Consider the following 22,799-nt stretch of genomic DNA (forward strand, 5'->3'; position numbering starts at 1 on the left):
TCCCTCCAAGTTTGCTGCAAAAAAGGAAAGGAAGTCTGTCTCCCCGGCCTTTTACTGTTCTTCCCGCAATACCTGCGTCATCATCCGGATGACGCGCACCATCGTCGCAACGTCCTGCTCGCCGGCCTGGGCCAGCACCCGCTCGGAAAGGCGGCAGTAATACGCCATGGCCTCTTCCAAAAGCGCCTCGCCCCGGTCCGTCAGCGAAACCAGAACGAAACGCCGGTTTCTCGCATCCGCCGCGCGGCTCACCAGCCCTTTTTTCTCCAATCCGTTGACCATTTGGGTTGTGGCGGGCTTTGTCATATCCATCTCCCGCGCCAGATCGCTCATGGGGATTCCCGGCCCTTCCCGCCGCATCCCCGGTCCAGCATTTTTCAGCGTCCAAAGGGCCATCAGCCCCGCCAGGGAGAGCCCGGCAAACCGCTTTCCCTCCATGAGAGCCCGGCGGAACCCGGATACCGCTTCAAACACCATTTCATTTTGCCTGCTGATCTCTTTCATTCCATTTTCCTCATCTGTAAATCCATCAACAATTAAGTATATTAACTCTTCTTTTCCTCCATGTCAATCCGGCTCGCCGGGCTTTACAAAATATTCATTTTTCAGAAAGGTTTCAAAGAAATTCCATATACTAACCAGGAAATAAAAAATCCCTCTTGACAGGGCAGTAAAAGTTAGCTATTATAAACATACACCCCCCCTGGGTGGTGTATAAGGAGGTGCAATATGCGCAAAAAGTTTAATGTAACGGGCATGACCTGTTCGGCCTGCTCCGCGCATGTGGAAAAAGCAGTTTCCAAAGTGGAGGGCGTCAAAAATGTGGCGGTCAATCTTCTGAGCGGAAACATGAACGTGGATTATGACGAATCCATAACCGGCGATCAGGCCATCATCGACGCCGTTGTTGCCGCAGGATACGGCGCATCCCTGCCCACGGCAACCGCAAAGAATAAAAAGGCGGCCGCCGCTGCGCCCACAGTGGAAGATGAAATCCACTCCATGCGCAACCGGCTGATTATCTCGTTTATATTCTTTATCCCCCTCATGTATGTATCCATGGGGCATATGATCGGGCTTCCCCTTCCCGGCTTTTTAACCGGAACGGAAAACGCCATCGCTTTTGCCATGACGCAGCTGCTGCTGGCGGTTCCGGTCATCTATGTCAACCGGAAATTCTATTATGTGGGCTTTAAAACCCTCTTCAAGGGTTCCCCGAATATGGATTCCCTCATCGCCATTGGCTCCACGGCCGCCCTGGTCTACGGCATTTTTGCCATCTACCGCATGGGGTATGGACTGGGCGTGGGGGATATGGAGCTGGTGGAACGATATCATATGGATCTTTATTTTGAGTCCGCCGCCACCATCCTCACCCTCATCACACTGGGGAAATATCTGGAGACGCGCTCCAAGGGGAAAACCAGCGAGGCCATCACAAAGCTCATGAATCTGGCGCCCAAAACCGCCATGGTAGAGCGGGAGGGGCGTGAAGTGGAAATTCCCGTGGAGGATGTCGTTGTGGGCGATATCGTGTATGTCCGTCCGGGCGCCAGTGTTCCGGTAGACGGCGTCATTGTGGAGGGCAGCACTTCGCTGGACCAATCCGCCCTCACTGGCGAAAGCATTCCCGTGGAGAAAAATGCGGGCGACCATGTCATCGCCGCCTCCATCAACCAGTCCGGCTTCATCAAAATCCGGGCGGAGAAGGTGGGCGACGACACGACTCTGGCCCAGATCATCCAGTTGGTGGAAGATGCCGCCAATTCCAAGGCGCCGATCGCTAAGCTGGCGGATAAAATCAGCGGCATTTTCGTCCCCGTCGTCATCACCATCGCCCTGGTCTCCGCCATCGTCTGGCTGCTGGTGGGCAAGCCCTTTGAATTTGCCCTGTCCATCGGCATCGCCGTTCTGGTCATCTCCTGCCCCTGCGCCCTTGGGCTGGCGACTCCCGTCGCCATCATGGTGGGTACGGGCAAAGGTGCAGAATACGGCATTTTGATCAAATCCGCCGAAGCTCTGGAAACGGCGCACACCATCAAAACCGTCGTTCTTGACAAAACCGGCACGGTCACCGAGGGCCGGCCTCGTGTGACGGATATCCTCCCGGCAGAGGGGCTTTCAGAGGATGAGCTTTTGACCCGGATGGCCTCTCTGGAAAAGCCTTCCGAGCATCCGCTGGCGGGCGCGATCCTGCAGTATGCCGAGGAAAAGGGCTTTGCCCTCCGGGAGGTTGCAGACTTTGCCGCCGTCTCCGGCCGGGGTATTCAGGGCAGCATGGACGGCACGGTCTATTATGCCGGGAACGCCGCCTGGCTCCAGGAACAGAACATTCCCGCCGGGGACTGGCTACAGCAGGGTGACGCGCTGGCAGAAGCCGGAAAGACACCCCTCTATCTGGCGGAATCCGGAAAAGTGCTGGGCATTGTGGCCGTGGCAGATGTGGTGAAGCCCTCCAGCGCCCAGGCGATTGCCCGCCTCAAGGAGATGGGCATTGACGTCGTCATGCTGACGGGCGATAATAAAAAGACAGCCGAAGCCATCCGGCGGCAGCTGGGAATTGACCGGGTCATCGCCGAGGTTCTGCCCCAGGATAAGGAACGGGAAGTCCGGCTCCTGCAGGAATCCGGCAAAAAGGTCGCCATGGTGGGCGACGGCATCAATGATGCGCCCGCTCTCGCCCGGGCGGACGTGGGCATCGCCATCGGCGCGGGCACGGATATCGCCATCGAGTCGGCGGATATCGTCCTCATGAAGAGCGATCTGCTGGATGTGGTCACAGCCATTGAGCTGAGCAAGGCCGTCATCCGCAACATCAAGGAAAACCTGTTCTGGGCGTTCTTCTATAACAGCATCGGCATCCCCCTGGCGGCGGGCGTGTTCTATCCCTTCCTGGGATGGAAGCTCAACCCCATGTTCGGCGCCGCGGCCATGAGCTTAAGCTCGGTCTGCGTGGTGAGCAACGCGCTGCGGCTCAAATTCTTTAAACCCAGTTTCCAAAAAAACGCGGCTCCGGCCCCGCAAGTCTCTGCGGCTTGCCCCGCGGCCTGCCCCGTTTTGCAGAATGAATCCATAGAAAATTCCGAAGAAGGAGAAGATGAAACCATGAAAAAAATCGTACATGTAGAAGGAATGCACTGCGACCATTGCAAAGCCTCGGTGGAAAAAGCTCTCTCGGCTGTCGAAGGCGTTGCTTCCGCCAAGGTAGATCTCAAGAAAAAGACCGCTACAGTCGCCCTTGAAAGGGATGTGGCAGACAGTGCCCTGCTGGATGCGGTCAACGAAGCCGGCTTCCAAGCCATCTCGGTTGAGGAAAAGAAAGGCCTTCTGGGTTGAGGGACGGCCTATGAAAGCGGATAAGGAAACGGTCACGCGCCTTTTAAAGACGGCGCGCGGCCAGCTGGATGGGCTTTTGAAAATGGTGGAGGAGGATCGCTACTGCATGGATATCTCCAACCAGCTGCTGGCTACGCAGGCGATTCTGCGCCGGGCCAACCGGGAGGTTCTCGGCGCGCATATGCACAGCTGCGTCAAAGAAGCATGTCAGGACGGCAATATCGATCAGAAAATCGATGAGGTCATGTCGGTTCTGGATAAGCTCACCCGCTGAACCATGGAAAAGAAAACAATCCCCCGCGGAAAATTCCGCGGGGGATTGCTATTTAGAGGGTATGGACTTTATGCTATCTGCATTTGACTTGTATTTATGCTAATGCTTTTCCCAGCGCCTGGCAGCTTGCGTCTGCCTCTTCATCCGGGGCTTCATTGCAAATCACGCTTTCGCAGGCGAGGATCGCTCCATCCTCCTGGCAGGTATCCTCCCAAGTGCGCATCCATTCGCCGTCGCCCCAGCCATAGGAGCCGAACAGCGCAATTTTTTTGCCCTGCAGTTTGGCTTCGCATTCGGTGAACATGGGTTCAAATTCGCTTTCCTCCAGCTGTTCCGCTCCCATGGAAGGGCAGCCAAAGGCGATGGCGTCAAATGTATCCATCTGCTCCGCGGAGAATTCCGAGGCCGTAAACATCTCGGTTTCCGCGCCCGCGGCCTTGGCGCCTTCCGCCACTTGCGCCGCCATCATCTCCGTGTTCCCTGTTCCGCTCCAATATACAACCGCAACCTTGCTCATTTTGTTCCTCCTTGTTTCTATCCATCCGCTACACAGCCACGGTCAGCTGATTCACGGTCTTTCCCTGTTGAAACAGAGCCGCATAGACTCTTCGGCATTTCTGAAAGGCGGCAAACCTTTTTTTGGCTTCGCATTCGTCGCAATATACCTTCCAGCAGCCGACACACTTGCAATTCTTCCCCCCGTTTGCGATAAATCCCTTCACATCCTCCAGGGGATATCCCAAAAACACACCGACTTCATGAGGAAATTCATCGCTCCGGGCAAATTTCGCCTTCAGACAGTCCACAACGCCCGCCGCCCCGGCTTCCTCATATCCATAGGTTTGGAGAAATTCCATCACCCCTTCTTTTTTCAGGGTTTCCTCCAGTTTTCCTTTTCGGTATACATATACCAGGGCTTCCCTCTCCTTCATACGCAGCGCCGTGACATAGACATCCTTGCGGGAAAGTTCCCGGTTCCAGGCTTCCAGCTGGCGGACGGCCTCCCGCCGGGATGAAAAGGGCAGGGTGAAAAGATTTGCTGTTTTCAGTCCCGCCAGAGTGGGGGCAGAATGGGATATAAAGCGTTCCTCCAGCATAGCTGTTCCCGTCGTCCTTTCTCTCTTCCTTTCCGCGGCTGGTGCTGTTCATATACCCGGAGAAGCAATGAAATATTTTTCATTAGTTATATCTAACTAACTCATGCCTATTGTAACTTCCCTCTTTTCGTTTGTCAAGGGGTTCCCTTCGCCTTTTTTAAAAAAATTATAACCATTGCATCCGGTCTTCAAAGGAGCGTTTGCCAGCAAATTCCCCAGATATTCTGAAACCTGTTTTGCTTTATCGATCCATAAATGGCCGGCCCGTTCTTCATCGTGAATAACCATCAGCAGAAGCCTTTTTATGCCGGCATTCTAAAAACAAACGGCGGAGAGAATTCTCTCCGCCGTTTTGGTATCCTGCTTCGTTATTTCACCGGACGCAGCGCCCGCATGGCGTTCAGAATGGCCAGGAACGCCACACCCACGTCTGCAAACACGGCAAGCCACATGCCCGCGATTCCCAGCGCCCCCAGCGCCAGAATGACCGCTTTTACTCCCAGAGCAAACACGATATTCTCGCGGACGATGCGAACAGTCTTTTTGCTGATCTTTATGGCCGTCGCCAAACGGCTGGGCTTATCGTCCATAATCACGATATCCGCCGCTTCGATGGCCGCATCTGAACCCAGGCCGCCCATGGCGATCCCAATATCCGCCCGGGAAAGCACGGGGGCATCGTTGATTCCATCCCCCACAAAGGCCAGCCTGCCGTTTTTGGATTTCTGCCTCCAAAGCTCCTCCACCTTTTCCACTTTTCCCAGGGGCAAAAGGCCGGCATATACCTCATCTATAGCGAGTTTTTTGGCCACATCCTCCGCCACAGCCGGCGCGTCGCCCGTGAGCATCACAGTGCGCTGTACGCCTACCCGCTTCAGCTCCTCCATGGCCTGCCGGGCGTCCTCCTTGATCTCATCCGAAATGACGATCCGGCCCCGGTATGTACCATCCACGGCGACATGCACCACCGTGCCCACCGGATCCGTCCCCTTCGGAGAAAGCCCCATTTCCTCCATCATTTTGCGGTTTCCCGCGGCGACCAGGTGCCCATCCACCTTCGCCGTCAGGCCCCTGCCAGCCGCCTCCTCCGGCGCGTCCACCCGGCCGGGCTCCAGCTCCCGGCCATATGCTCGCCGGAGAGAAAGAGCGATGGGATGGCTGGAATAGCATTCCGCATACGCCGCCCATTCCAGGAGCGCTTCCTTATCCGTCCCGTCTTCCGGGCGAACCTCCGTCACCTGGAAATTTCCTTTGGTGAGCGTCCCCGTCTTGTCAAGCACGACGATCTCACTCTGGGCCAGCATTTCCAGATAATTGCTCCCCTTCACCAGAATCCCCTGTCGCGACGCGCCCCCGATGCCGCCAAAAAAGCTCATGGGAACCGAAATCACCAATGCGCAGGGGCAGGAAATAACCAGGAAGATGAGCGCCCGGTGCACCCACTCCGAAAACTGCGCTCCGGGAACAACGAGAGGCGGAACCACCGCCAGCAGAGCCGCCGCGATTACCACAACCGGCGTGTAGTATTTGGCGAACCGGGTAATAAAATTCTCCGACCGCGCCTTTTTGCTGCTGGCATTTTCCACCATTTCGAGAATCTTGGAAACCGTGGACTCACCAAAATGCTTGGTAACCCGGATTCGCAGAAGGCCGCCGCCATTGATGCAGCCGCTCAGGACCTCCGCTCCCGGTTCGGCCTCCCGGGGCAGGGACTCCCCGGTGAGCGCCGCCGTATCCAGCGTCGAAGATCCCTGGATAACCTCGCCGTCCAGCGGGATCTTCTCGCCCGGCTTCACGAGGATTGTCTCGCCAATCGCCACCTCTTCCGGGTCGACCCGCAGGGTCTGCCCATCCCGCTCCACGTTGGCATAATCCGGCCGAATATCCATCAGCTCGGCAATCGAGCGGCGGGAACGATGGACGGCATATCCCTGGAACCACTCGCCCACCTGGTAGAACAGCATCACCGCCACGCCTTCGGGGTACTCTCCCAGAACAAACGCCCCCACGGTGGCAATGCTCATGAGAAAGTTTTCATCAAAGATTTTCCCCCGGGCAATGTTGCGGACAGCCCGCCAGAGAACGTCCCAGCCCGTCACGCCATAGGCCGCGAGGAAGATGCCCAGCCGCCAAAGCCCCTCTAAGGGGAGCAGCATGGCCGCCGCAAAAATTACGGCACCAGCGCCGATGCGCACCAGCATTCGCTTCTGTTTCCGGGTCATGGTTTCCTCCTTATTCTACCAGCGTGCAGTCCGGTTCCACCTTGCGGATGGTCTTTTTGACCATCTTCATTACGCCCGCCAGCTGATCCTCCTGGGTTTCAATGGTCATGCGCTGGGTCATGAAGCTGATGGAGGCCGCCGATACGCCCTCAATTTCTCCAATCGCCCGTTCCAGCTTTGCCGCACAGTTGGCGCAGTCCAATCCTTCCAGCTGATATACCTTTTTCATGTTTCTGCCTCCTTGTTCTCCCTTATTCCTCAACATGTTCCAAACCCTGATTGATGATCCGTCGGACATGGTCGTCCGAGAGGGAATATAATACGCTCTTCCCTTCCCTGCGGAATTTTACCAAATGGTTTTGCTTAAGCACCCGCAGCTGATGGGATATGGCGCTTTGCGACATCTGAAGGATCTGCGCGATATCACAAACACACATTTCGCTTTCAAACAGCACATAGAGAATTTTAATCCGCGTGGAATCTCCAAACACCTTGAACAGCTCCGCCAAGTCGTAGAGAATTTCCTCCTGGGGCATCTGTGCGTTCACCGCTTCCACAATCTCCGGATGCGTTTCCACAATTTCGCATTTTTCAATTTCTTCTGTCTGCCGCAAGTTTCGCATCTCCTTTCATATGAACTATTGTTCATATGTTTATTATATCTCCTTTTTGCGGAATGTCAAACCCTTTTTGCTAATTTTTTAAAAAATATTTGTGCTGTTTCCATCGCATTCCAGATAGGCTGTTTTCTTCCTATATTTATATAAAAGCATAAACTGTTTCCACCAAAAAATATGGCTCGGGCAGGATCTCTCCCTGCCCCCCCCATTTAGAAACCCAATCTTTTTTCATCGCATTTCTCCCCGGTCTTTTTAGCAATAAAAAAGAGAGGCTTCCGCGTCTCTTTTTTCTTATATCTCCATGCCTCCGAAACCGCAAATTCGGCCCCGGCCGATCCGGCGCCTACCCGCAGGCCCCCTTCTTCAGCATTTTTGCATTACCGGATGGAGAGCTCTCGGATTGCCTCTCCCTCCATATTTTTAATGGTGAATACCCCGTCTTCATAGACCATGTAGCTGTTCTCGTTCCCCTCTTTGGGCAGGGAAACCGAACCGGGATTGATATAGATGTATTTTCCCGTATCCTCCATGGCCTGCACATGCGTATGCCCATGGAGCAAAATATCCTGCCTTCCGATTTTGGGCGGCGTTTCGTTGTTATATATATGCCCATGGGTGGCAAACACTGTCCGCCCCTCCAAAAACAGCAGCAGGCTGTCTGCCATGATGGGAAATTCCAAAACCATCTGGTCCACCTCGCTGTCGCAGTTTCCTCGGACACAGCAGATGCTCTCCCGGATTCCGTTCAGAGCAGCCAGCACACTTTTGGGGTCATATTCCCGGGGCAGGTCGTTGCGCGGGCCGTGATACAGGATATCCCCCAGCAGAATCAGACGGCCAGCCGCCTCCGCACTCCAGCGTTCCATCAGCTTTCCACAGTAGTATTTCGATCCGTGAATATCGGACGCAATCATGAGTTTCATAGGCCTGTTCCTCCCTTTCGTTCTACGTTTATTGTAAGGGAATCGCTCTGGCCCGTCAAGATTCTCCTATACACGCCGGAAAAAATCATGTATACTTGGTTGTACCAAAAAAGTCACAACCAAGCCGGTACAATAGGAGTAGAACCTAATAAAGGAGGATACGCAAATGCCAACCATCGGAGGAAAAAAAGCCGCCATCCTATGTCTCCTGGAAATTCTGCGCCGGTATTCGGATATTGATCATCCGCTTTCCATGCATCAGCTCATCCACTATCTCCATCAAAACTATGGGATATCTGCCGAAAGAAAATCCGTATCCCGCAATATCTCCCTGCTTTTGGAAATGGGCATGGATATCAGCACCTATGAGGAAAATCACAGGGGCTATTTTCTCCGGGAACGGGAATTTGATAATCTTGAGCTGCGCATTCTGATCGACAGTGTCATGACCTCCCGATATATCCCTGAGAGCGATGCCAAACGCCTCATCCATAAGCTCGAATCCCTGGGGAGCATCTATTTCCGCCATCAGGTGCGCCATGTCCATTCCCTGCCTTCCTGGCCCCATCAGCATAACAAGGCCTTCTTTTTCAACCTGGATCTCATCAACGAGGCCATTGACCTCGGCCAGAAAATCTCCTTCACCTATAACCAATATGGAACGGATGGCAGGCTCCATCCCGTCCGCCGCAATTTTATCGTCAGTCCCTATGCCCTGATCGCCGCCAACACCCAGTATTATCTGGTGGCAAACTATGCCAAATACGATAATCTTTCCCATTACCGCGTCGATCAGATCACGGAAATCACCATTCTTCCCGAGGAAAACCGCCCGATCCGGGAGCTTCCCCATTGCCCGGACGCTATCGACATCGGCAAATATGCCCAGGAGCATTTTCTCATGTATGGAGGTGCGCCCGAGCGCGTCGTTCTGAAAATGGATATCTCCTGCGCGGGAGATGTGGTGGATGTTTTCGGTGCCAATGCGCAGATGCAGCCTTTGGATGAGACACACATGAAGGTGATTCTAAACGTCGCCCCCGAAGGGATTCGCTATTTCATATGGCAGTTCGGCTGGCACTGCGAAGTTCTCGAGCCCGCCTCCCTTCGGAATACCATCCGGGAGGACCTGGAGTCCATCATGGAAAAGTATAGGGAAAACTGATGGTTGCCCCTTGACATCCCCTCAGGAAAATGCTATTATGATAAAGGTTTTCAGGGATGCTTTCTGCAATACTTGAAAACCTATTGTCTGGGTGTAGCGCAGTTTGGTAGCGTACCTGAATGGGGTTCAGGGGGTCGGAGGTTCAAATCCTCTCACCCAGACCATAAAAACACAGTCATATGCGGCTGTGTTTTTTATTATTCCAAAATACTGCGTTATCCATTTATTTCCTTTTCATTGAAATCCACCATGAAAGTAAATACAAGAAAAATGCCGGAACCTTAAAAATGATTTTGAAATATCTAGTTAGCTAAAAGGCAGCGGGCAGGAGAGAAAACAAGCGAAGCAGATAGAAACAAACAGTAAAGGAAATCGTTCCCGCAAAAAAAGGTTGTGCGACGGAACCCAAATGCCCTCGTTTGCAAAGGCATAGGCGGAGCAAACGAACTTTCGCGGCGTAAAATACCCTGCCGAATTTGGATTCTCCACCTGCAATGAATCGCGCCAAAGGCGCGTACCATAAAAACCGGATCGGCGTTAATCGGGTATGTTTACAGGCCCTTAGCCGACGGGAGCAATCTCTTTTGTGAAACAAGGGGGAGAAATGAACGAGGAAAAAATCCCCTCCCGGAGAATCGGGCGGGATAACTGCCGCGTAGTCCATCGCGACGTGGAGTAACCTGCCAAATTTGAACTGCTTGCTTTTAACAAAACGCGCCGAAAGCGCATACCCGCAAAAAGTTTGCAGGTATGCTAAGGAGAAAAAAACGAAGGAGGAACGAGCGAATGTTTTTTCTCTGGAAGCGCATCCGTGACTTTTTTTGGAAGAGGAGCGGTGATGGAGCGATTTAAAAACCCGCGCGGTTTTCCGAGCGGGTTATAAATCGCGGAATCCACCGCGACGTGGCAGATATTGCCGAAATGGATATTTTCTTTCGGTCAACAAAAATATCGCAACCCACTAAAGTGAATTGCGATATTCGCTCGGGCCGTTGCCCGTGGCGCACCTGTCGGGATTCGAACCCAAGGCCTTCCGCTTAGGAGGCGGACGCTCTATCCTGCTGAGCTACAGGTGCCTGCTATATGTTTTTGCCTGTTTCCTATTGATCGCAAGCATCTTATAAACCGCATTTATTGTATCATTCTCCCGCCCTTTATGCAAGGCGCGGCAGGGGAAAAATATCGGAAATCTCCATCCCGGCCTTGTGCCGGCAGGAATCTGCAAACGCCCGGGATAGAAACAAATAAATCCCGGGCACTACCCTTCCCTCCAAAGGCTATGCAGCCGTTTCCGGCCGACGCTTCCTTCTCCGACGGAACTCTTTCCAAGGGATGGATAGTCTATCTATGCGCCCCATGACCATATAAAAAGAACCGCTGTCCTGTTGGATAGCGGTTCTTTCCGTTATTTTCTATTTTAATTGTGCTTCTGTTTCCTCTTTACAGCGATTGCCAGAATGCCTGCCAACGTCCCGCTGATCAGCAAAAGGGCGCCCCAGAGCACAAAATGGCGACCCTCTCCGGTTTTGGGATTCTCTGTGGCCGAATCCGGATCGTCAGGGGTGGTCGTTCCGCCGCCGGCAGCCGGGATTTCCACCGCCGCCTTTTGATAGCCGCAGACCGTACACTCTTCATGTTTCGAGCCATTTTCCTCCGCAGTGGCTTCCTTGTCCGTCACCCATGTAAAGATGTGCCCCGCCTGGTTTCCCGTCGCTCCGCAGATGGTGCAGGTATTCCAATGGTTCTCCCCATCCATCTGCCAGGCAGTTCCAAAGCTGTGCCCAGTGGCCGGGATCACCGTGTTGTCCTTGACGGCGTCACACTTCTCGCAGTGAATGGACTGGCTTCCGTCCTCCGTGCAGGTCGGTTCCTTATCTACTGTGAAATCAGCTTCCCAGGTGTGCCCTATGGGGTCCAGATCCCGTGTTTCGGTATAATCACAACGGCTGCACTTGCGCTGTTCGCTTCCCTTGTTCGTGCAGTCCGGAGAAGTGACGGTTTCCCATTCTCCCATATCGTGGCCCAGGGCCGAATCCGTCCGCGTCCGTGTGTCTGCTGCGCCGCAGCCATTATCGCAGTTTGCCGTCTCCGTGCCGTCCTGGGTACAGGTGGCGTCGTCGTTGGAGACATAGTTGGTGAAGCTGTGCCCGGTGGCCGGGATCACCGTGCTGTCCTTGACGGCGTCGCACTTCTCGCAGTGAATGGACTTACTTCCGTCCTCCGTGCAGGTAGGCTCCTTGTCTATTGTGAAATCAGCTTCCCAGGTGTGCCCCATGGGGTCCACGTCCCGCGTTTCGATATAGTCACAGCGGCTGCACTTGCGCTGTTCGCTTCCCTTGTTCGTGCAGTCCGGAGAAGTGACGGTTTCCCATTCTCCCATGTCGTGATCCAGGGCCGGAATCGCCGTCCCGCTGGCAATCTTCTCCCCGCAGCCCAGGCAATAGATGTCGCCGGTGTAGCCGTCCACTGTGCAGCTTGCCGCCGAAGCATTGCGCACCTGCGTTCCGCCCACATGGTTTGCGCTGTCCAGTGCGCCATATGCCCGTCCGCAGTCTGTGCAGACTGCCTGGTCTTTGCAGGTTGCCGTGCCACCGGCATGCACGGTTTTTGCGTCTTCATGGCCGCAGACTGTGCATTCCTTCCAATGGTGGGTTTCGTCGGATTCCCATTCATCCGGATATATATGTCCTTCTTCAGAAATGACAATGGAAAGCTCTTTAGGATCCGAGAACTGCCGCCCGTCGTCTGCGGTCACCACAACTTTATAGGTTCCTGCCTGGGTAACTGTCAGCGTCTCGTTGTTCTTGCCTTCCGCAATCAGCTCGCTTCCCCGATACCACTGCCAGGTATAGGTGATATTGCTGGCCGCATGGGGAGAAACAGCGGCCGTCAGCGTCACCTCTCCGCCTTCCACCGGCGTGACGTGCACGCTCTCCTTATCAGCAGTGAGGGTGAAGGTGGCCGGGTCCAGCTTCCATAGGGGATACAAAATCATGGATTCGCTGACGATATCTGTCTCCAGATTCCATTCCTCTCCGGTGCTCTTCTGGAATCCCTTCAGCGTATAGCCCTTCCTGGCGATGCTGGGCAGTTTCGCCGGGTCAATGCGCGTATCCGGCAGAACCTGCAGGTTTCCATAATTCACCGATCCATCCTTTTCCCGGATTATAACCGTTTTCAGGTTAATACTTTTTATTTCCTGTCCATCCAATATCAGCCCATTATTTATTCGCTGCGGATCTGTGGTAAAGTGCTGCATATTCGGCGTAAGCCCCGCCGCATAAACGGCGACCGTCCGGTAATCTGTCCAGGAAGTGTCGTCAATCTCCACGGGCTGGACAGGGGTAAATTCGCCTATGATATCCACCTTTGCATCCGGAAACAAATCGTCGTTTAAGAACACATCTCCCGCAATTTGCGGAGAACCGCTCAATTCCAGCGTCGCTGCCGCCGTATATCCCTCTCTTCCGCCCAGATAGACGGCTTCTCCGCTCCATTGCGTCGTATTTCCGGAAATGGTTCCTCCCTGAATTTCAATTACTGTCGGGCGGCTGTTGGCCCATCCATAGATGCCCGCGCCGTCGCCATCCGTCGTCGTGTTGCCGGTAATGGAGCCGCTCTTCATAATAAACCGGCATTCTCCGCTGCTCAGGCCCTCCAGATAGACCGCTGCCCCGTTTCCGTCGGTGCGGTTTCCGGCGATTACAGTACCGTCCAATACAGTCGTTGCCGGCCCCAGCATGGCGATGCCGCCGCCATAATAGGCCGTGTTCCCTTCAATCCGGCCGCCGGTCAGCTCCGCATATCCATAGTAATTGAGCAGGCCGCCTCCGCCTTCCAGCGTCTCATTGTTTTTAATGCTTCCGCCGGACATATACAGCGAACCGCCCGAGCCAATTTCCATGCCGCCCGGGCCCCAGCCCTCTGTATAGTTATCCTTGATTTCCCCGCCGCGCAGATAGAAAACGCCATAATTTCCAATGTTCACAGCCGCCGCGGCATCGCCGCTTGCGTCACCTTCGTTATTTTGGATGGCACCGCCCGTCATGTTGACAATTCCCTTTGCCGCATCGGATGTCCCGCGCACGGAAACCGCCGTATACTTATTGTTCTGCAAAACGGCTCCCGGCCCAATGTTCAAGATGGTGTTCCCCGAACCGCTGGCCTCTATCTGGATGATCGGGCTTCCCTCTCCGGTGTTTCCGCCATCCAGGATGGCCCCTTCGCCCAGCGTCAGTGTAGTATCTCCCCGCAGCCAGAGCATTTGAATTCTCGATAAGCCGCTGCCCGACTGGCCATAGGAAACGTCTCTTTTTATCGTCACGTTGTTCAGCGTAATTTCCCCTGCGTCCTCCAGCATCACATAGCCGGTCACGAGAATTGTTCCGCCGTCGCCAGCCAGTTCCAGCGCCTTTTGCAGCGTCCGAACCGCTTGCTGCGCTGTCGTTCCATCATTGCTGTCCTGACCGCTCACACCGTTGAGGTATACCTGCGCTCCATTCTCTTTTGGCAGCGCAAAGGCCGGCACGCTCAGCGAAAGCGCCACAGCAGCAGCCAGCAGGGCGGCAAAGATCTTTTTTATTCCCTTATTTTTCATTCCGTCTTTCCTTTCCTCCCAAAAAGGGATTTCTCTGTTTTAGTACAACCTGGCCTCTCTTCTGCGCCAGTCTCACCCCTTTCCGTCCGCCGTCGTTCCAGCAGGAACCTTTTGAGGAGAGCGAGTATGCGATAGTTTTCTCAGCTAATGGAAAATATCTCCATAAGAAAGCAGCCGGTTATGAACCTATTCGCCGGAAATGCCTGTTCTTTCACCCTCACTTCCCCTCTTTCAACAAAATCAATATTTTGTCTCTAGGCACCTGAAAAACAAGCCGACTTTATTTTGATATATAAATTTATACTAACATAAATGACGATGAAAGACAATATAGCTCCCATATTTTGGGCGCAAAAATCCAAGCCGTAGTATGTTTTTTTTGCGGCTTTCTTTTATATTACTATTTTTATACTAATTTGTAAGTTATATCCATTTCAAGTTCCATTTTTCCCCAGAAAAACTTGCGGCCCACCTTTAGGAGATAAACAAAATATTGATTTCGTTATACACTCCCTTTTTCTGATATTGAGACAAAATATTGATTTTGTTTTCAGCTTATCAGCCGGAGTTGGGAAATACGGCGGGCCTGTTCCGTGCTGGAAACAGCAAGATAAAGGCGGGTCGTCTCAATGCTGGAATGCCCCAGCACATCGGCCAGGCCGGCAATATCCCGATGGATCTGATAAAACACGGTGGCAAACAGATGGCGCAGGTTATGGGGAAACACCTTAGAGGGGTTTACATCCGCATATTTGCATAACCCCTTCATTTCCGACCAAATCTGCTTTCGGGAAAGGCTTTTTCCGCTTCTGGTGAGAAATATCTCGCCGGAAGCGTTTTTTTGTTTCCGTGCATACCGCTGCAGCTTTCTGCACAGCTTTGCTGGGATGAGGATAGTCCGCAGCTTTCCCTTGAGGGCAATTTCTGCCTGCCCAGCGGCGGCGGCTTCCACAGTGATATATTTCACCTCCGAAACCCGGATGCCGGTAGCCCCCATGGTCTCCAAAAGCAGAGCCAGGCGCTCCTTTCCCAGTTTTTGGGCCGTGGCAATCAGGCGGGCATATTCACCGCGGGACAAATTCCGGGCCTCGTCTCGAAACAGGCGCCGCTGGATCTTCAAATATTTCACCCGGCATTCCTCCCATCCGGCAAAACAAAACAGGGCATGGAGCGCTGCCAGCATGGAATTCACTGTCACCGGGGCATATCCCCGGGCCAAAAGATCATCTCTCCAAAGCAGTACGGCCTCTTTTGTGACAGGGCGGCCGTTCAGCCATCGGACAAAGGCGGACGCATCCCGTAAATATTTTTCCACGGTTCCTCTGCTTCGCTCTTCCCGGCGCAGATATTGTGCAAATATCCGAAGCTGTTCCGCTGGTTCTTTACTTTTTTCCATTTTTAAGCCTCCTCAAAAGTAATATTCTTATTTTACCTTGACAGGCGCACTTTATGAGGGAATGGAATCAGGCAGCCGGACTGTTTTTTCTCTGTAGTTTAGAAATCTATCCCAGCTTGCCAATCCGTTTCTATGCCGTCTCCTTTTTCGCGCCATATCGGCAGCAAAATCCGCCTTTTTCCGAATAATTTTGCCATAAAATACCTGTTGCGAAAACGCAACTTTTGGGGCTATACTATACTTCACAGGAGGTGTTTTGGAGGACGGCTTATGGAACGGACAATACTGCATGTTGACTGCAACAGCTTCTATGCCTCGGTGGAATGCTTTTTGAATCCCGCCATCCGCTGCTTCCCTGTTGCCGTGTGCGGTGATGTGGAAAACCGTCATGGGATCATCCTGGCAAAAAATGAGCTGGCAAAACGCCATAAGGTCGCTACGGGCGACGCCGTCTGGCAGGCGCAGAAAAAATGCCCGGGGCTTGTTTGCGTCCCGGCCCATTTTGACCGTTATCTGCGGTTCTCCCGGATGGCACGGGCCATCTATGAGGACTACACTGACCGCGTTGAGCCCTTCGGCCTGGACGAGTGCTGGCTGGATCTCTCCGGCCCGGGAGCAGACGGCATCCGGACGGCCCAGGAGATCCGCCGGCGGATGAAAAGCGAAGTGGGCATCACGGTTTCCATCGGCGTATCCTTCAACAAAATTTTTGCAAAGCTGGGCAGCGACCTGCGAAAGCCGGATGCCGTCACCGTGATTTCCAGGGATACCTTCCGGGAAACTGTCTGGCCGCTGCCAGCGGAGGCGCTGCTCTATGTCGGGCGCGCCACCTCCCGCAAGCTCCTTCTGCGCAGTATCCGAACCATCGGCGATCTGGCCCAGGCAGACCCCAATTTTTTGCAGTCCTTTCTTGGAAAAATTGGTCGGACACTGCAAAATTTCGCTGCGGGGCGGGATGCGGCCCCGGTTCGCCGAAGTGTGGAAACCGTTCCCGTCAAATCCGTGGGCAACAGTCTGACCTCGCCCCACGATCTGGAAACCATGCAGGATATCCGCATCCTCACCTATCTGCTGACCGAAAGCGTGGCCGCCCGTCTGCGGGAATACGGCATGAAAAGCCGCACAGTGCGCCTTTGGATCCGGGACAACGAGCTTTGTTCCTTTTCCCGGCAGACGACGCTCCGCCAGTCCTCCTGCCTTGCCCGGGATCTTGCAGCCGCTGCTCTGGCTCTGTTTGAAAAGCATTATGACTGGCATTCCCCCGTCCGCAGCATGGGAATTGCGGCGGCAAACCTCTCCTGCCCGGCAGTCGAACAGCTGACGTTTTTTGACGATCCTTCCGCTCATAAAGCCGAGCGGCTGGAAAATTCGCTGGATGATATCCGCCGCCGTTTTGGGAATCCGGCTGTCAGGCGCGGCGTCGTCCTGCTCAATGATTCGCTGGCAAAAACAGATATTCAGGCAGAGCATATCATCCATCCCGTATCCTATTTCCGCTGAAGGAGGTATAAAAAATGGAATACAAGACCTACGTTTCCGTGACCGTGCACTTCACAGCTCAGGGCCGCATGATACCATCCAGCATCGAATGGGAGGATGGCCGGGTCTATGAAATCGATAAAATCCTGGATGTGCGGCCGGCCGCCAGCCTCAAGGCCGGCGGAAACGGCATCCGCTATGTATGTCTGATCCAGGGCCGGCGCCGACACCTGTATTATGAAAATCCCCGCTGGTTTGTCCCCAGAAAAGGGTTGGAATGAGGTTTTTCTTTACACATCCCGCCCTAAAAAGCCATGTATTTCCGCTGGAAATCCAAGGAAGATTCTCCTCTTCCATAAATAAATATGATAAAATTAAGAAAAGCCATATCCGGTGGTTTCGGGGAGGGAGTCTATAATGTCTGATAGAAAAAGCGGGTGTCTTATATGCGGGAAGCCCCTGCAGTATTATGAAACCGAAAGGGAGATGACCTGCGTCCGCTGCGGAAAAGCCTTTCGCAGCAATGTCAGCTGTGAAGAGAGCCACTATATCTGCGACGTCTGCCATGCAGAGCGCGGTGCGGAAATAATTTTGGAGTACTGCCAAACAAGCAGTGGAAAAGACCTCATAAAAATGGTGCAGGAAATGATGGAGCATCCCTTTATCCATATGCACGGCAATGAGCATCATATCATGGTGGGGGCCGCTTTAATTGCCGCATACCATAATGCCGGCGGCAAAATAGACAGGAGGACGGCCCTTCAGGAAATGAAAGTGCGGGGGAGTAAATATCCGGGAGGCTCCTGCGGCTTTTGGGGCTGCTGCGGAGCCGCAGTAAGCACTGGAATGTTTTTGAGTATTGTCACCGGCGCTACGCCTCTTTCCGGGAAATCATGGGGCTTGGCAAATCGGATGACCGCGCAGGCTTTGGAGCAGATTGGCAAGGTTGGCGGCCCCAGATGCTGCAAAAGGAACTCTTTTCTTGCGATTCAGGCGGCAGCAGAATTCGTCGAAAAGAATCTTGGGGTTCACATGGAAATGCCCAAAAGAATTCAATGCTGTTTTTCATCGGAAAACAGACAGTGCCTGAAAAAAGGATGTCCGTATTATATAGATAGTGATCGGCCGCTTGTTCCCTGCATGCAGCCCAAGCAAAAATAATATCCGCTATATGAATGGCAATATCTCCTGCCGCTCGGTTCAAACATTGCCCTTGTATGAAAAATCGGGAGCCGACTCCGCCCGGCCGTTTTTCAGCGGTTTTCATCCATATTCCCATATAAAAAGACAGGCGCAGCCGCCTGTCTTTTTATATTTCTTCTTATTTTACCAGTTTTCCCGCCTTGACCACATGCTTCACATCCAGCACGGTTTCCAGTTTTTCCAGAGGGTTTTCCTCCAGGATACACAGGTCGGCCCGGTATCCCTTGGCGATCCGGCCAATGCCCTCCAGCCGCATAGCCCGGGCCGCCTCGGAGGTCCCTGCCCGCAGGCATTCCAGATTGCTCATGCCGATTTCCTTCATGCGCAGGAACTCCTGGGGAATCTCCCCGTGAAGCACGCCCACGCCGCCGGCGTCCGTGGAAAGCACCATTTTCACGCCCGCCTGATAGGCCCGGCGGATGCCCTCCCAATGCACCTTTCCCTGCTCTGCCAGCAGTTCCACAACCCGCCGGCTCTTGTTATCCTTCAACAGCTGGCTGGGCTCTCGGGGCGGCGAGGCCAGCGTGGGCAGGAGATAAGCCTCGGTCTTCAGCATCAGATCGATGCACTCGTCGTCCATTCCCGTTCCGTGGGTGATGAGATCCACCCCGCCCAAAAGGGAATCCTTGATAGACTGGGGGCTTCTGGCATGCACGCTCACCAGCAGATGCGCCGAATGGGCCTCGTCCACCGCCGCCCGCACTTCCTCCAGGGTAAAGGCGCTTTTGCCCATGCTGCGGCCCAGAGTGCGCAGGGGGGCGCACATCTCGATTTTCACCTGATCTACACCCCAGAACACCATCTGGCGCACGGCCTGCCGCATGCCCCAAGGACCATGGGCTTCCACGCTCATGCCGCGAAAATGCGAGGGCCATGCCGTAATCTGCTTGCCGCAGATATAGTAATCCGGCCCTTCAATATATCCCATCTTGATGGCATCCTTCAGGGCCACATCGATAAAGTCCGTGCCGCCGCCGTCCACCGCCGTGGTAAACCCGGCATGGAGCACCTGCCGCGCCTTATCCGCCCCGCGATAGGCAATGAAAGCATCGATATTATCGAAGATCACGCCGCCCGCCGAATGGTCGTTGAGCTGCCGCTCCTTATCCGGGATCTCGTCGCTCAGCATATGCAGATGGCAGTCGATAAAGCCCGGCGTCACATATTGCCCCTGGGCGTCCAGCACTTCGCAGTCTTCAAACATAGCCTTGCATTCGGGGAGAATATCCAGAATCTTTTCTCCTTCCATCACAATGGCTGCATTTTTCATCAGCTGCCCGTCGACGCCGTCAAAAACGTTTGCATTTTTTATGATCCACATAGCTTCTTTACTTGCCTTTCCGGGAATCCCATATCTCGCCGTTGATGAGGTTATGCGGCCGCGTTCCCGAGAGGGCCTCATAGGCTCCCGTGAGGGCTTCATCCACCATGTTCAGCTTGGCTTCCAGCACGCTGGCGCCCACATGGGGCGTGATAATGAGATTCTCGATTCCCGCCATCTCCTCGGAGATATTGGGTTCAAATTCAAACACATCCGTGGCCGCGCCGCGGATCTTTTTGGTCTTGAGGGCGTCCATCAGCGCCGCTTCTTCCACAATGGGGCCCCGGGCTGCGTTGATGAGATAGGCCTCCGGCTTCATTTTGGCAAATTCGGGGAAGCTGATGAGATGGCGGGTCTGTTCCGTGAGGGGCAGATGGCAGGTGATCACATCCGCCTGGGCGATAAGCTCGTCAAAGGAGCGGTATTCCACGCCCAGTTCGGCCTCCCGCTCCGCAGGCTGGCGGATGGGGTCATAATACACGATCTTTACGCCGAAGCCCTGGAGCCGCCGGGCCACCGCCTGGCCGATGCGGCCAAAGCCGACGATTCCCACGGTCTTTCCATAAAGGAGGATATCCCGATCAAAAAATACCCCGATATTGCAGACCCGGTCCCGGCGCAGGTTCCGGTCAAACATGGTGATGCCTTTGGTGATCCCCAAAAGCAGGGCCATAGTGAACTCCGCCGTCGGCTCGCAGACGGCCTGGGGCGTGTTGATGGCGAGAATCCCCCGGCGGGAGCAGGCCGCCACGTCGATATGGTCATAGCCCACGCCATGGTTGGTCACGACTCTGAGCTTTTCCCCGCAGGCCAACAGCTCCTCGGGAATGGGGAACACCCGCATGCTGAAAATGGCGTCGCAGTCCCGGATCAGCTCCTTGGCCTCGTCCATGGAGATCTCCTCTTTTCCATCCACTGCACCGACAAACTCGAAAGTATCCTTATATTTATCAAGAACACTCGCCGGCACTTCATAGGGCAATAACAGCTTAAACATATGCTTTTTCTCCTTTAGTCCTCTTTGGCCCGGTTATAGCGGCCCATGAGCGGGTTGCCTGCCAGGGAGATCCAAACGTCGTTGCAGGCGTCCAGGATTTCCGGAGCCAGCGCGCCCTTCTCGAACATGGCCAGATTGCCCTTGAACTGCTCGCAGCTGCTCATGCCCAGCAGCACGGAATCCACATGGTTCTGGGACGCGCACCACCGCAGCGCCAGCTCCACCAGAGACATGCCGTTCTCTTCGGCAATCTTCTTGAATTTTTCGATGGCATCGAAGTTTTCCTTATACCAATAGCGGTCGGTATACTGCTTGTTGCCGTCGAACCGGGTGTTTTTCTGCGCCTTATCGAAGGTGTGCTTTCCGGAGAGCAAACCGCCGCCGATGGGATTATAGATCACCAGGCCGACCTTATATTCCTCCAGGAAGGGCTTCAGCTCGGGTTCCAGGTTGCGGGTCAGCATGTTATAGAGGTTTTGGGAAACCACCGGGGCGATGCCGCCCAGCTTGCGGCTGCACCAGATGCTCTCGCAGACCTGCCAGGCCGCCATGTTGCTCACGCCGATATAGCGCACCTTTCCGGAGCGCACCAGCGTCGAGAAGGTATCCAGCGTCTCCTCAATGGGGGTGTCAAAAATCGGGCGGTGCATATAATAGATGTCGATATAATCCGTGTCCAGGCGGCGCAGGCTGTCCTCCACGGCCTTCATTATGTGCCGGCGGGAAAGCCCGCTCTCGTTGGGATGGGAATTGGGAAAGATCTCATATCCCACCTTTGTGGCAAGAATGACCTTGTCCCGGATGGGCTTGATGGCTTTGCCCACGATTTCCTCGCTGCGGCCCTGGGCATAGACGTTGGCCGTGTCAAAAAAGTTGATGCCCGCGTCATAGGCATATTGGACGGTATCGATGCTGTCCTTTTCGTCCATGCGTGCGCCAAACATCATGGTTCCCACGCAGGCGCGCGATACGGTGATTCCAGTTCCCGGCAAAATTCGTTGTTCCATGGTATTTTTCCTTTCTTTGATTCAAGTTTTTTCGTTTATTTCTGAAGCCCGCTGCGGATGGCATCCATCAGCAGGGAGATATCCGTTCCCCATTGCAGAAGGCGCATGCCCTTTTTTGCATATTCCCGCAGCGCGGGCAGGTTTTTCCCGCTGATTCCCGAGAATTTGTTGTGGCGGCTGCAGGTTTCCATCACCTGCTCCACCAGCGCCAGATATTCCGGATGATCCAGCTGGTTTAAAATGCCCATGGACTGGGTCATATCGTTGGGCCCGATCAAAACGCCGTCCACGCCCTTTATGGATAGGATCGCATCCAGGTTTTTCACGCCCAGGGGCGATTCCATCTGGCAGACGATCACCGTCTCCCGGTTGGCCTCCTCCATATAGGCCGCGGCGTCCAGCCTGCGAAATCCCGTGTGGGGCCGGGTCATGGACACCCCCCGCTCCCCCAGGGGCGCGTATTTGGCCAGCCGCACCAGCTCCCGCGCCTGTTCCTCGGTTTCCACATTGGGGCAGACGATGCCCGCCGCCCCCATATCCAGCGCACGGAACACCTCCGTTTTGTTGATCTCCGGAATGCGGATCAGGCCGGTGATGCCGCTCATTTTCGCATAGGCGAACAGGGCCTGGAGCCGGTCGGTATTGGGATAGCCGTGCTCGGTATCGAAAAAGAACCAGTCAAACCCCGCCTCCTTCAGAATCCGCGCCATCTCGGGCGTATCGAACATGGAAAGCATGGTTCCATAGAGCGCCTCGCCGCTGTTGATGCGGTCTTTAAACGTCTCGGTCATTGTTTCCTCCTATCTGGTGTAGAGCACCAAAGCGATATAGACAAGCGGTTCCTCCGCCGTGTTGACGATTTTATGGCCGTGGCCATCCAGAACGATGTTGGCGTCTCCCGCCTGCACCTCCTGACAGCGGCCGCCCTCCTCATAGACTACGCCATGGCCCGAGAGGAAATAGCAGGCCTCCATATCCCCCTCATGCACATGCCAGCCCACCGAATGGCCGGGCTCCAGCTTTCCTTTGGCAAACAATCTTCCCTTGCCATAGAACTCATCCCCCTCGAGGATATTTTCAATGGCGAAATACCCTTCGCCGCCCTTGAATTTCTCCATGCGCTGGCTGGAAAAATCCCCTGCTTTTCGAATCATCTCTCTCC

The 22,799-nt window shown here is 54.3% G+C and carries 21 protein-coding genes and 2 tRNA genes; 7 read left to right on the forward strand and 16 right to left on the reverse strand.

The window, feature by feature from the left end:
- Positions 1-51: 51 nt before the first annotated feature.
- Positions 52-504 carry a MarR family winged helix-turn-helix transcriptional regulator gene (locus tag H8693_RS04515; RefSeq protein ID WP_178621132.1) on the reverse strand — a complete coding sequence of 151 codons (453 nt, stop codon included), beginning with the start codon at positions 502-504 and terminating at the stop codon, positions 52-54.
- Between the two features lie 225 nt (positions 505-729).
- Between H8693_RS04515 and H8693_RS04520 the strand changes: the two genes are divergently transcribed.
- The gene (locus H8693_RS04520; protein WP_249279964.1) at positions 730-3,336 is read left to right on the forward strand and encodes a heavy metal translocating P-type ATPase; all 2,607 of its coding nucleotides are present in this window, start codon (positions 730-732) and stop codon (positions 3,334-3,336) included.
- A gap of 10 nt (positions 3,337-3,346) precedes the next feature.
- The gene (locus H8693_RS04525) at positions 3,347-3,610 is read left to right on the forward strand and encodes a metal-sensing transcriptional repressor (RefSeq protein WP_249279965.1); all 264 of its coding nucleotides are present in this window, start codon (positions 3,347-3,349) and stop codon (positions 3,608-3,610) included.
- A gap of 94 nt (positions 3,611-3,704) precedes the next feature.
- Here the strand turns inward: H8693_RS04525 and H8693_RS04530 are convergent, their stop codons facing one another.
- The 7 genes from H8693_RS04530 to yfcE form a co-directional block, all read right to left on the reverse strand.
- The gene (locus H8693_RS04530) at positions 3,705-4,127 is read right to left on the reverse strand and encodes a flavodoxin (RefSeq protein ID WP_178621264.1); all 423 of its coding nucleotides are present in this window, start codon (positions 4,125-4,127) and stop codon (positions 3,705-3,707) included.
- A 28-nt stretch (positions 4,128-4,155) separates the two neighbouring features.
- Entirely contained in the window at positions 4,156-4,707 is a 552-nt protein-coding gene (locus H8693_RS04535) for a DUF3793 family protein (protein ID WP_249279966.1), read from the reverse strand.
- A gap of 96 nt (positions 4,708-4,803) precedes the next feature.
- Positions 4,804-4,995: a hypothetical protein gene (locus tag H8693_RS04540; RefSeq protein ID WP_249279967.1), complete on the reverse strand. Its 192-nt coding sequence runs from the start codon at positions 4,993-4,995 to the stop codon at positions 4,804-4,806.
- Between the two features lie 80 nt (positions 4,996-5,075).
- On the reverse strand, positions 5,076-6,929 hold the full coding sequence (locus H8693_RS04545; protein WP_249279968.1) for a heavy metal translocating P-type ATPase: 1,854 nt from the start codon (positions 6,927-6,929) through the stop codon (positions 5,076-5,078).
- A gap of 10 nt (positions 6,930-6,939) precedes the next feature.
- Positions 6,940-7,158, reverse strand: a complete 219-nt coding sequence (locus H8693_RS04550) for a cation transporter (protein ID WP_178621270.1) — start codon at positions 7,156-7,158, stop codon at positions 6,940-6,942.
- A gap of 22 nt (positions 7,159-7,180) precedes the next feature.
- Positions 7,181-7,525 carry an ArsR/SmtB family transcription factor gene (locus H8693_RS04555; protein WP_330605707.1) on the reverse strand — a complete coding sequence of 115 codons (345 nt, stop codon included), beginning with the start codon at positions 7,523-7,525 and terminating at the stop codon, positions 7,181-7,183.
- A 401-nt stretch (positions 7,526-7,926) separates the two neighbouring features.
- The gene (yfcE, locus tag H8693_RS04560) at positions 7,927-8,472 is read right to left on the reverse strand and encodes a phosphodiesterase (protein ID WP_249279970.1); all 546 of its coding nucleotides are present in this window, start codon (positions 8,470-8,472) and stop codon (positions 7,927-7,929) included.
- 166 nt (positions 8,473-8,638) lie between these two features.
- On the opposite strand from yfcE, the gene H8693_RS04565 reads away from it, so the two are divergent.
- Both H8693_RS04565 and H8693_RS04570 read left to right on the forward strand, forming a co-directional pair.
- Positions 8,639-9,637, forward strand: coding sequence for a helix-turn-helix transcriptional regulator (locus H8693_RS04565; RefSeq protein WP_249279971.1), 999 nt, complete (start codon positions 8,639-8,641; stop codon positions 9,635-9,637).
- A gap of 87 nt (positions 9,638-9,724) precedes the next feature.
- Positions 9,725-9,801, forward strand: a tRNA-Pro gene (locus tag H8693_RS04570).
- A gap of 835 nt (positions 9,802-10,636) precedes the next feature.
- On the opposite strand, the gene H8693_RS04575 is transcribed toward H8693_RS04570, so the two are convergent.
- From H8693_RS04575 to H8693_RS04585, 3 genes are all read right to left on the reverse strand, one after another.
- Positions 10,637-10,713, reverse strand: a tRNA-Arg gene (locus tag H8693_RS04575).
- Positions 10,714-11,054: 341 nt separating this feature from the next.
- Positions 11,055-14,234, reverse strand: coding sequence for a PKD domain-containing protein (locus H8693_RS04580; protein ID WP_249279972.1), 3,180 nt, complete (start codon positions 14,232-14,234; stop codon positions 11,055-11,057).
- 550 nt (positions 14,235-14,784) lie between these two features.
- Entirely contained in the window at positions 14,785-15,630 is an 846-nt protein-coding gene (locus H8693_RS04585) for a tyrosine-type recombinase/integrase (protein ID WP_249279973.1), read from the reverse strand.
- Between the two features lie 270 nt (positions 15,631-15,900).
- On the opposite strand from H8693_RS04585, the gene H8693_RS04590 reads away from it, so the two are divergent.
- The 3 genes from H8693_RS04590 to H8693_RS04600 all read left to right on the forward strand — a co-directional run bounded on the left by H8693_RS04590 (position 15,901) and on the right by H8693_RS04600 (position 18,270).
- Complete coding sequence (locus tag H8693_RS04590; protein WP_249279974.1) at positions 15,901-17,130, forward strand: Y-family DNA polymerase; 1,230 nt, start codon at positions 15,901-15,903, stop codon at positions 17,128-17,130.
- Positions 17,131-17,144: 14 nt separating this feature from the next.
- Positions 17,145-17,390, forward strand: a complete 246-nt coding sequence (locus H8693_RS04595; RefSeq protein ID WP_178622186.1) for a hypothetical protein — start codon at positions 17,145-17,147, stop codon at positions 17,388-17,390.
- Between the two features lie 136 nt (positions 17,391-17,526).
- Positions 17,527-18,270, forward strand: a complete 744-nt coding sequence (locus H8693_RS04600; protein ID WP_249279975.1) for a DUF5714 domain-containing protein — start codon at positions 17,527-17,529, stop codon at positions 18,268-18,270.
- 160 nt (positions 18,271-18,430) lie between these two features.
- Here the strand turns inward: H8693_RS04600 and H8693_RS04605 are convergent, their stop codons facing one another.
- From H8693_RS04605 to H8693_RS04625, 5 genes are read right to left on the reverse strand one after another with little or no spacing between them, the layout of a single operon-like run.
- Positions 18,431-19,633 carry an amidohydrolase family protein gene (locus H8693_RS04605; protein WP_249279976.1) on the reverse strand — a complete coding sequence of 401 codons (1,203 nt, stop codon included), beginning with the start codon at positions 19,631-19,633 and terminating at the stop codon, positions 18,431-18,433.
- Between the two features lie 7 nt (positions 19,634-19,640).
- Positions 19,641-20,630, reverse strand: coding sequence for an NAD(P)-dependent oxidoreductase (locus tag H8693_RS04610; protein ID WP_178622180.1), 990 nt, complete (start codon positions 20,628-20,630; stop codon positions 19,641-19,643).
- Between the two features lie 14 nt (positions 20,631-20,644).
- Positions 20,645-21,637 (reverse strand): aldo/keto reductase, encoded by a 993-nt coding sequence (locus H8693_RS04615; RefSeq protein WP_249279977.1) that lies wholly within the window; start codon positions 21,635-21,637, stop codon positions 20,645-20,647.
- A 35-nt stretch (positions 21,638-21,672) separates the two neighbouring features.
- Positions 21,673-22,428 carry an HpcH/HpaI aldolase family protein gene (locus tag H8693_RS04620; RefSeq protein WP_249279978.1) on the reverse strand — a complete coding sequence of 252 codons (756 nt, stop codon included), beginning with the start codon at positions 22,426-22,428 and terminating at the stop codon, positions 21,673-21,675.
- Between the two features lie 9 nt (positions 22,429-22,437).
- Positions 22,438-22,791 carry a cupin domain-containing protein gene (locus tag H8693_RS04625; protein ID WP_249279979.1) on the reverse strand — a complete coding sequence of 118 codons (354 nt, stop codon included), beginning with the start codon at positions 22,789-22,791 and terminating at the stop codon, positions 22,438-22,440.
- Positions 22,792-22,799: the final 8 nt, after the last annotated feature.

The organism is Guopingia tenuis (genome assembly GCF_014384805.1).
GTDB lineage: Bacteria > Bacillota > Clostridia > Christensenellales > Christensenellaceae > Guopingia > Guopingia tenuis.

Bases quoted from the DNA above. Each gene is read 5' to 3' on its own strand.
- H8693_RS04515 (WP_178621132.1), bottom strand. From the start codon at position 504: ATGAAAGAGATCAGCAGGCAAAATGAAATGGTGTTTGAAGCGGTATCC.
- H8693_RS04520 (WP_249279964.1), top strand. From the start codon at position 730: ATGCGCAAAAAGTTTAATGTAACGGGCATGACCTGTTCGGCCTGCTCC.
- H8693_RS04525 (WP_249279965.1), top strand. From the start codon at position 3,347: ATGAAAGCGGATAAGGAAACGGTCACGCGCCTTTTAAAGACGGCGCGC.
- H8693_RS04530 (WP_178621264.1), bottom strand. From the start codon at position 4,127: ATGAGCAAGGTTGCGGTTGTATATTGGAGCGGAACAGGGAACACGGAG.
- H8693_RS04535 (WP_249279966.1), bottom strand. From the start codon at position 4,707: ATGCTGGAGGAACGCTTTATATCCCATTCTGCCCCCACTCTGGCGGGA.
- H8693_RS04540 (WP_249279967.1), bottom strand. From the start codon at position 4,995: ATGGTTATTCACGATGAAGAACGGGCCGGCCATTTATGGATCGATAAA.
- H8693_RS04545 (WP_249279968.1), bottom strand. From the start codon at position 6,929: ATGACCCGGAAACAGAAGCGAATGCTGGTGCGCATCGGCGCTGGTGCC.
- H8693_RS04550 (WP_178621270.1), bottom strand. From the start codon at position 7,158: ATGAAAAAGGTATATCAGCTGGAAGGATTGGACTGCGCCAACTGTGCG.
- yfcE (WP_249279970.1), bottom strand. From the start codon at position 8,472: ATGAAACTCATGATTGCGTCCGATATTCACGGATCGAAATACTACTGT.
- H8693_RS04565 (WP_249279971.1), top strand. From the start codon at position 8,639: ATGCCAACCATCGGAGGAAAAAAAGCCGCCATCCTATGTCTCCTGGAA.
- H8693_RS04580 (WP_249279972.1), bottom strand. From the start codon at position 14,234: ATGAAAAATAAGGGAATAAAAAAGATCTTTGCCGCCCTGCTGGCTGCT.
- H8693_RS04585 (WP_249279973.1), bottom strand. From the start codon at position 15,630: ATGGAAAAAAGTAAAGAACCAGCGGAACAGCTTCGGATATTTGCACAA.
- H8693_RS04590 (WP_249279974.1), top strand. From the start codon at position 15,901: ATGGAACGGACAATACTGCATGTTGACTGCAACAGCTTCTATGCCTCG.
- H8693_RS04595 (WP_178622186.1), top strand. From the start codon at position 17,145: ATGGAATACAAGACCTACGTTTCCGTGACCGTGCACTTCACAGCTCAG.
- H8693_RS04600 (WP_249279975.1), top strand. From the start codon at position 17,527: ATGTCTGATAGAAAAAGCGGGTGTCTTATATGCGGGAAGCCCCTGCAG.
- H8693_RS04605 (WP_249279976.1), bottom strand. From the start codon at position 19,633: ATGTGGATCATAAAAAATGCAAACGTTTTTGACGGCGTCGACGGGCAG.
- H8693_RS04610 (WP_178622180.1), bottom strand. From the start codon at position 20,630: ATGTTTAAGCTGTTATTGCCCTATGAAGTGCCGGCGAGTGTTCTTGAT.
- H8693_RS04615 (WP_249279977.1), bottom strand. From the start codon at position 21,637: ATGGAACAACGAATTTTGCCGGGAACTGGAATCACCGTATCGCGCGCC.
- H8693_RS04620 (WP_249279978.1), bottom strand. From the start codon at position 22,428: ATGACCGAGACGTTTAAAGACCGCATCAACAGCGGCGAGGCGCTCTAT.
- H8693_RS04625 (WP_249279979.1), bottom strand. From the start codon at position 22,791: ATGATTCGAAAAGCAGGGGATTTTTCCAGCCAGCGCATGGAGAAATTC.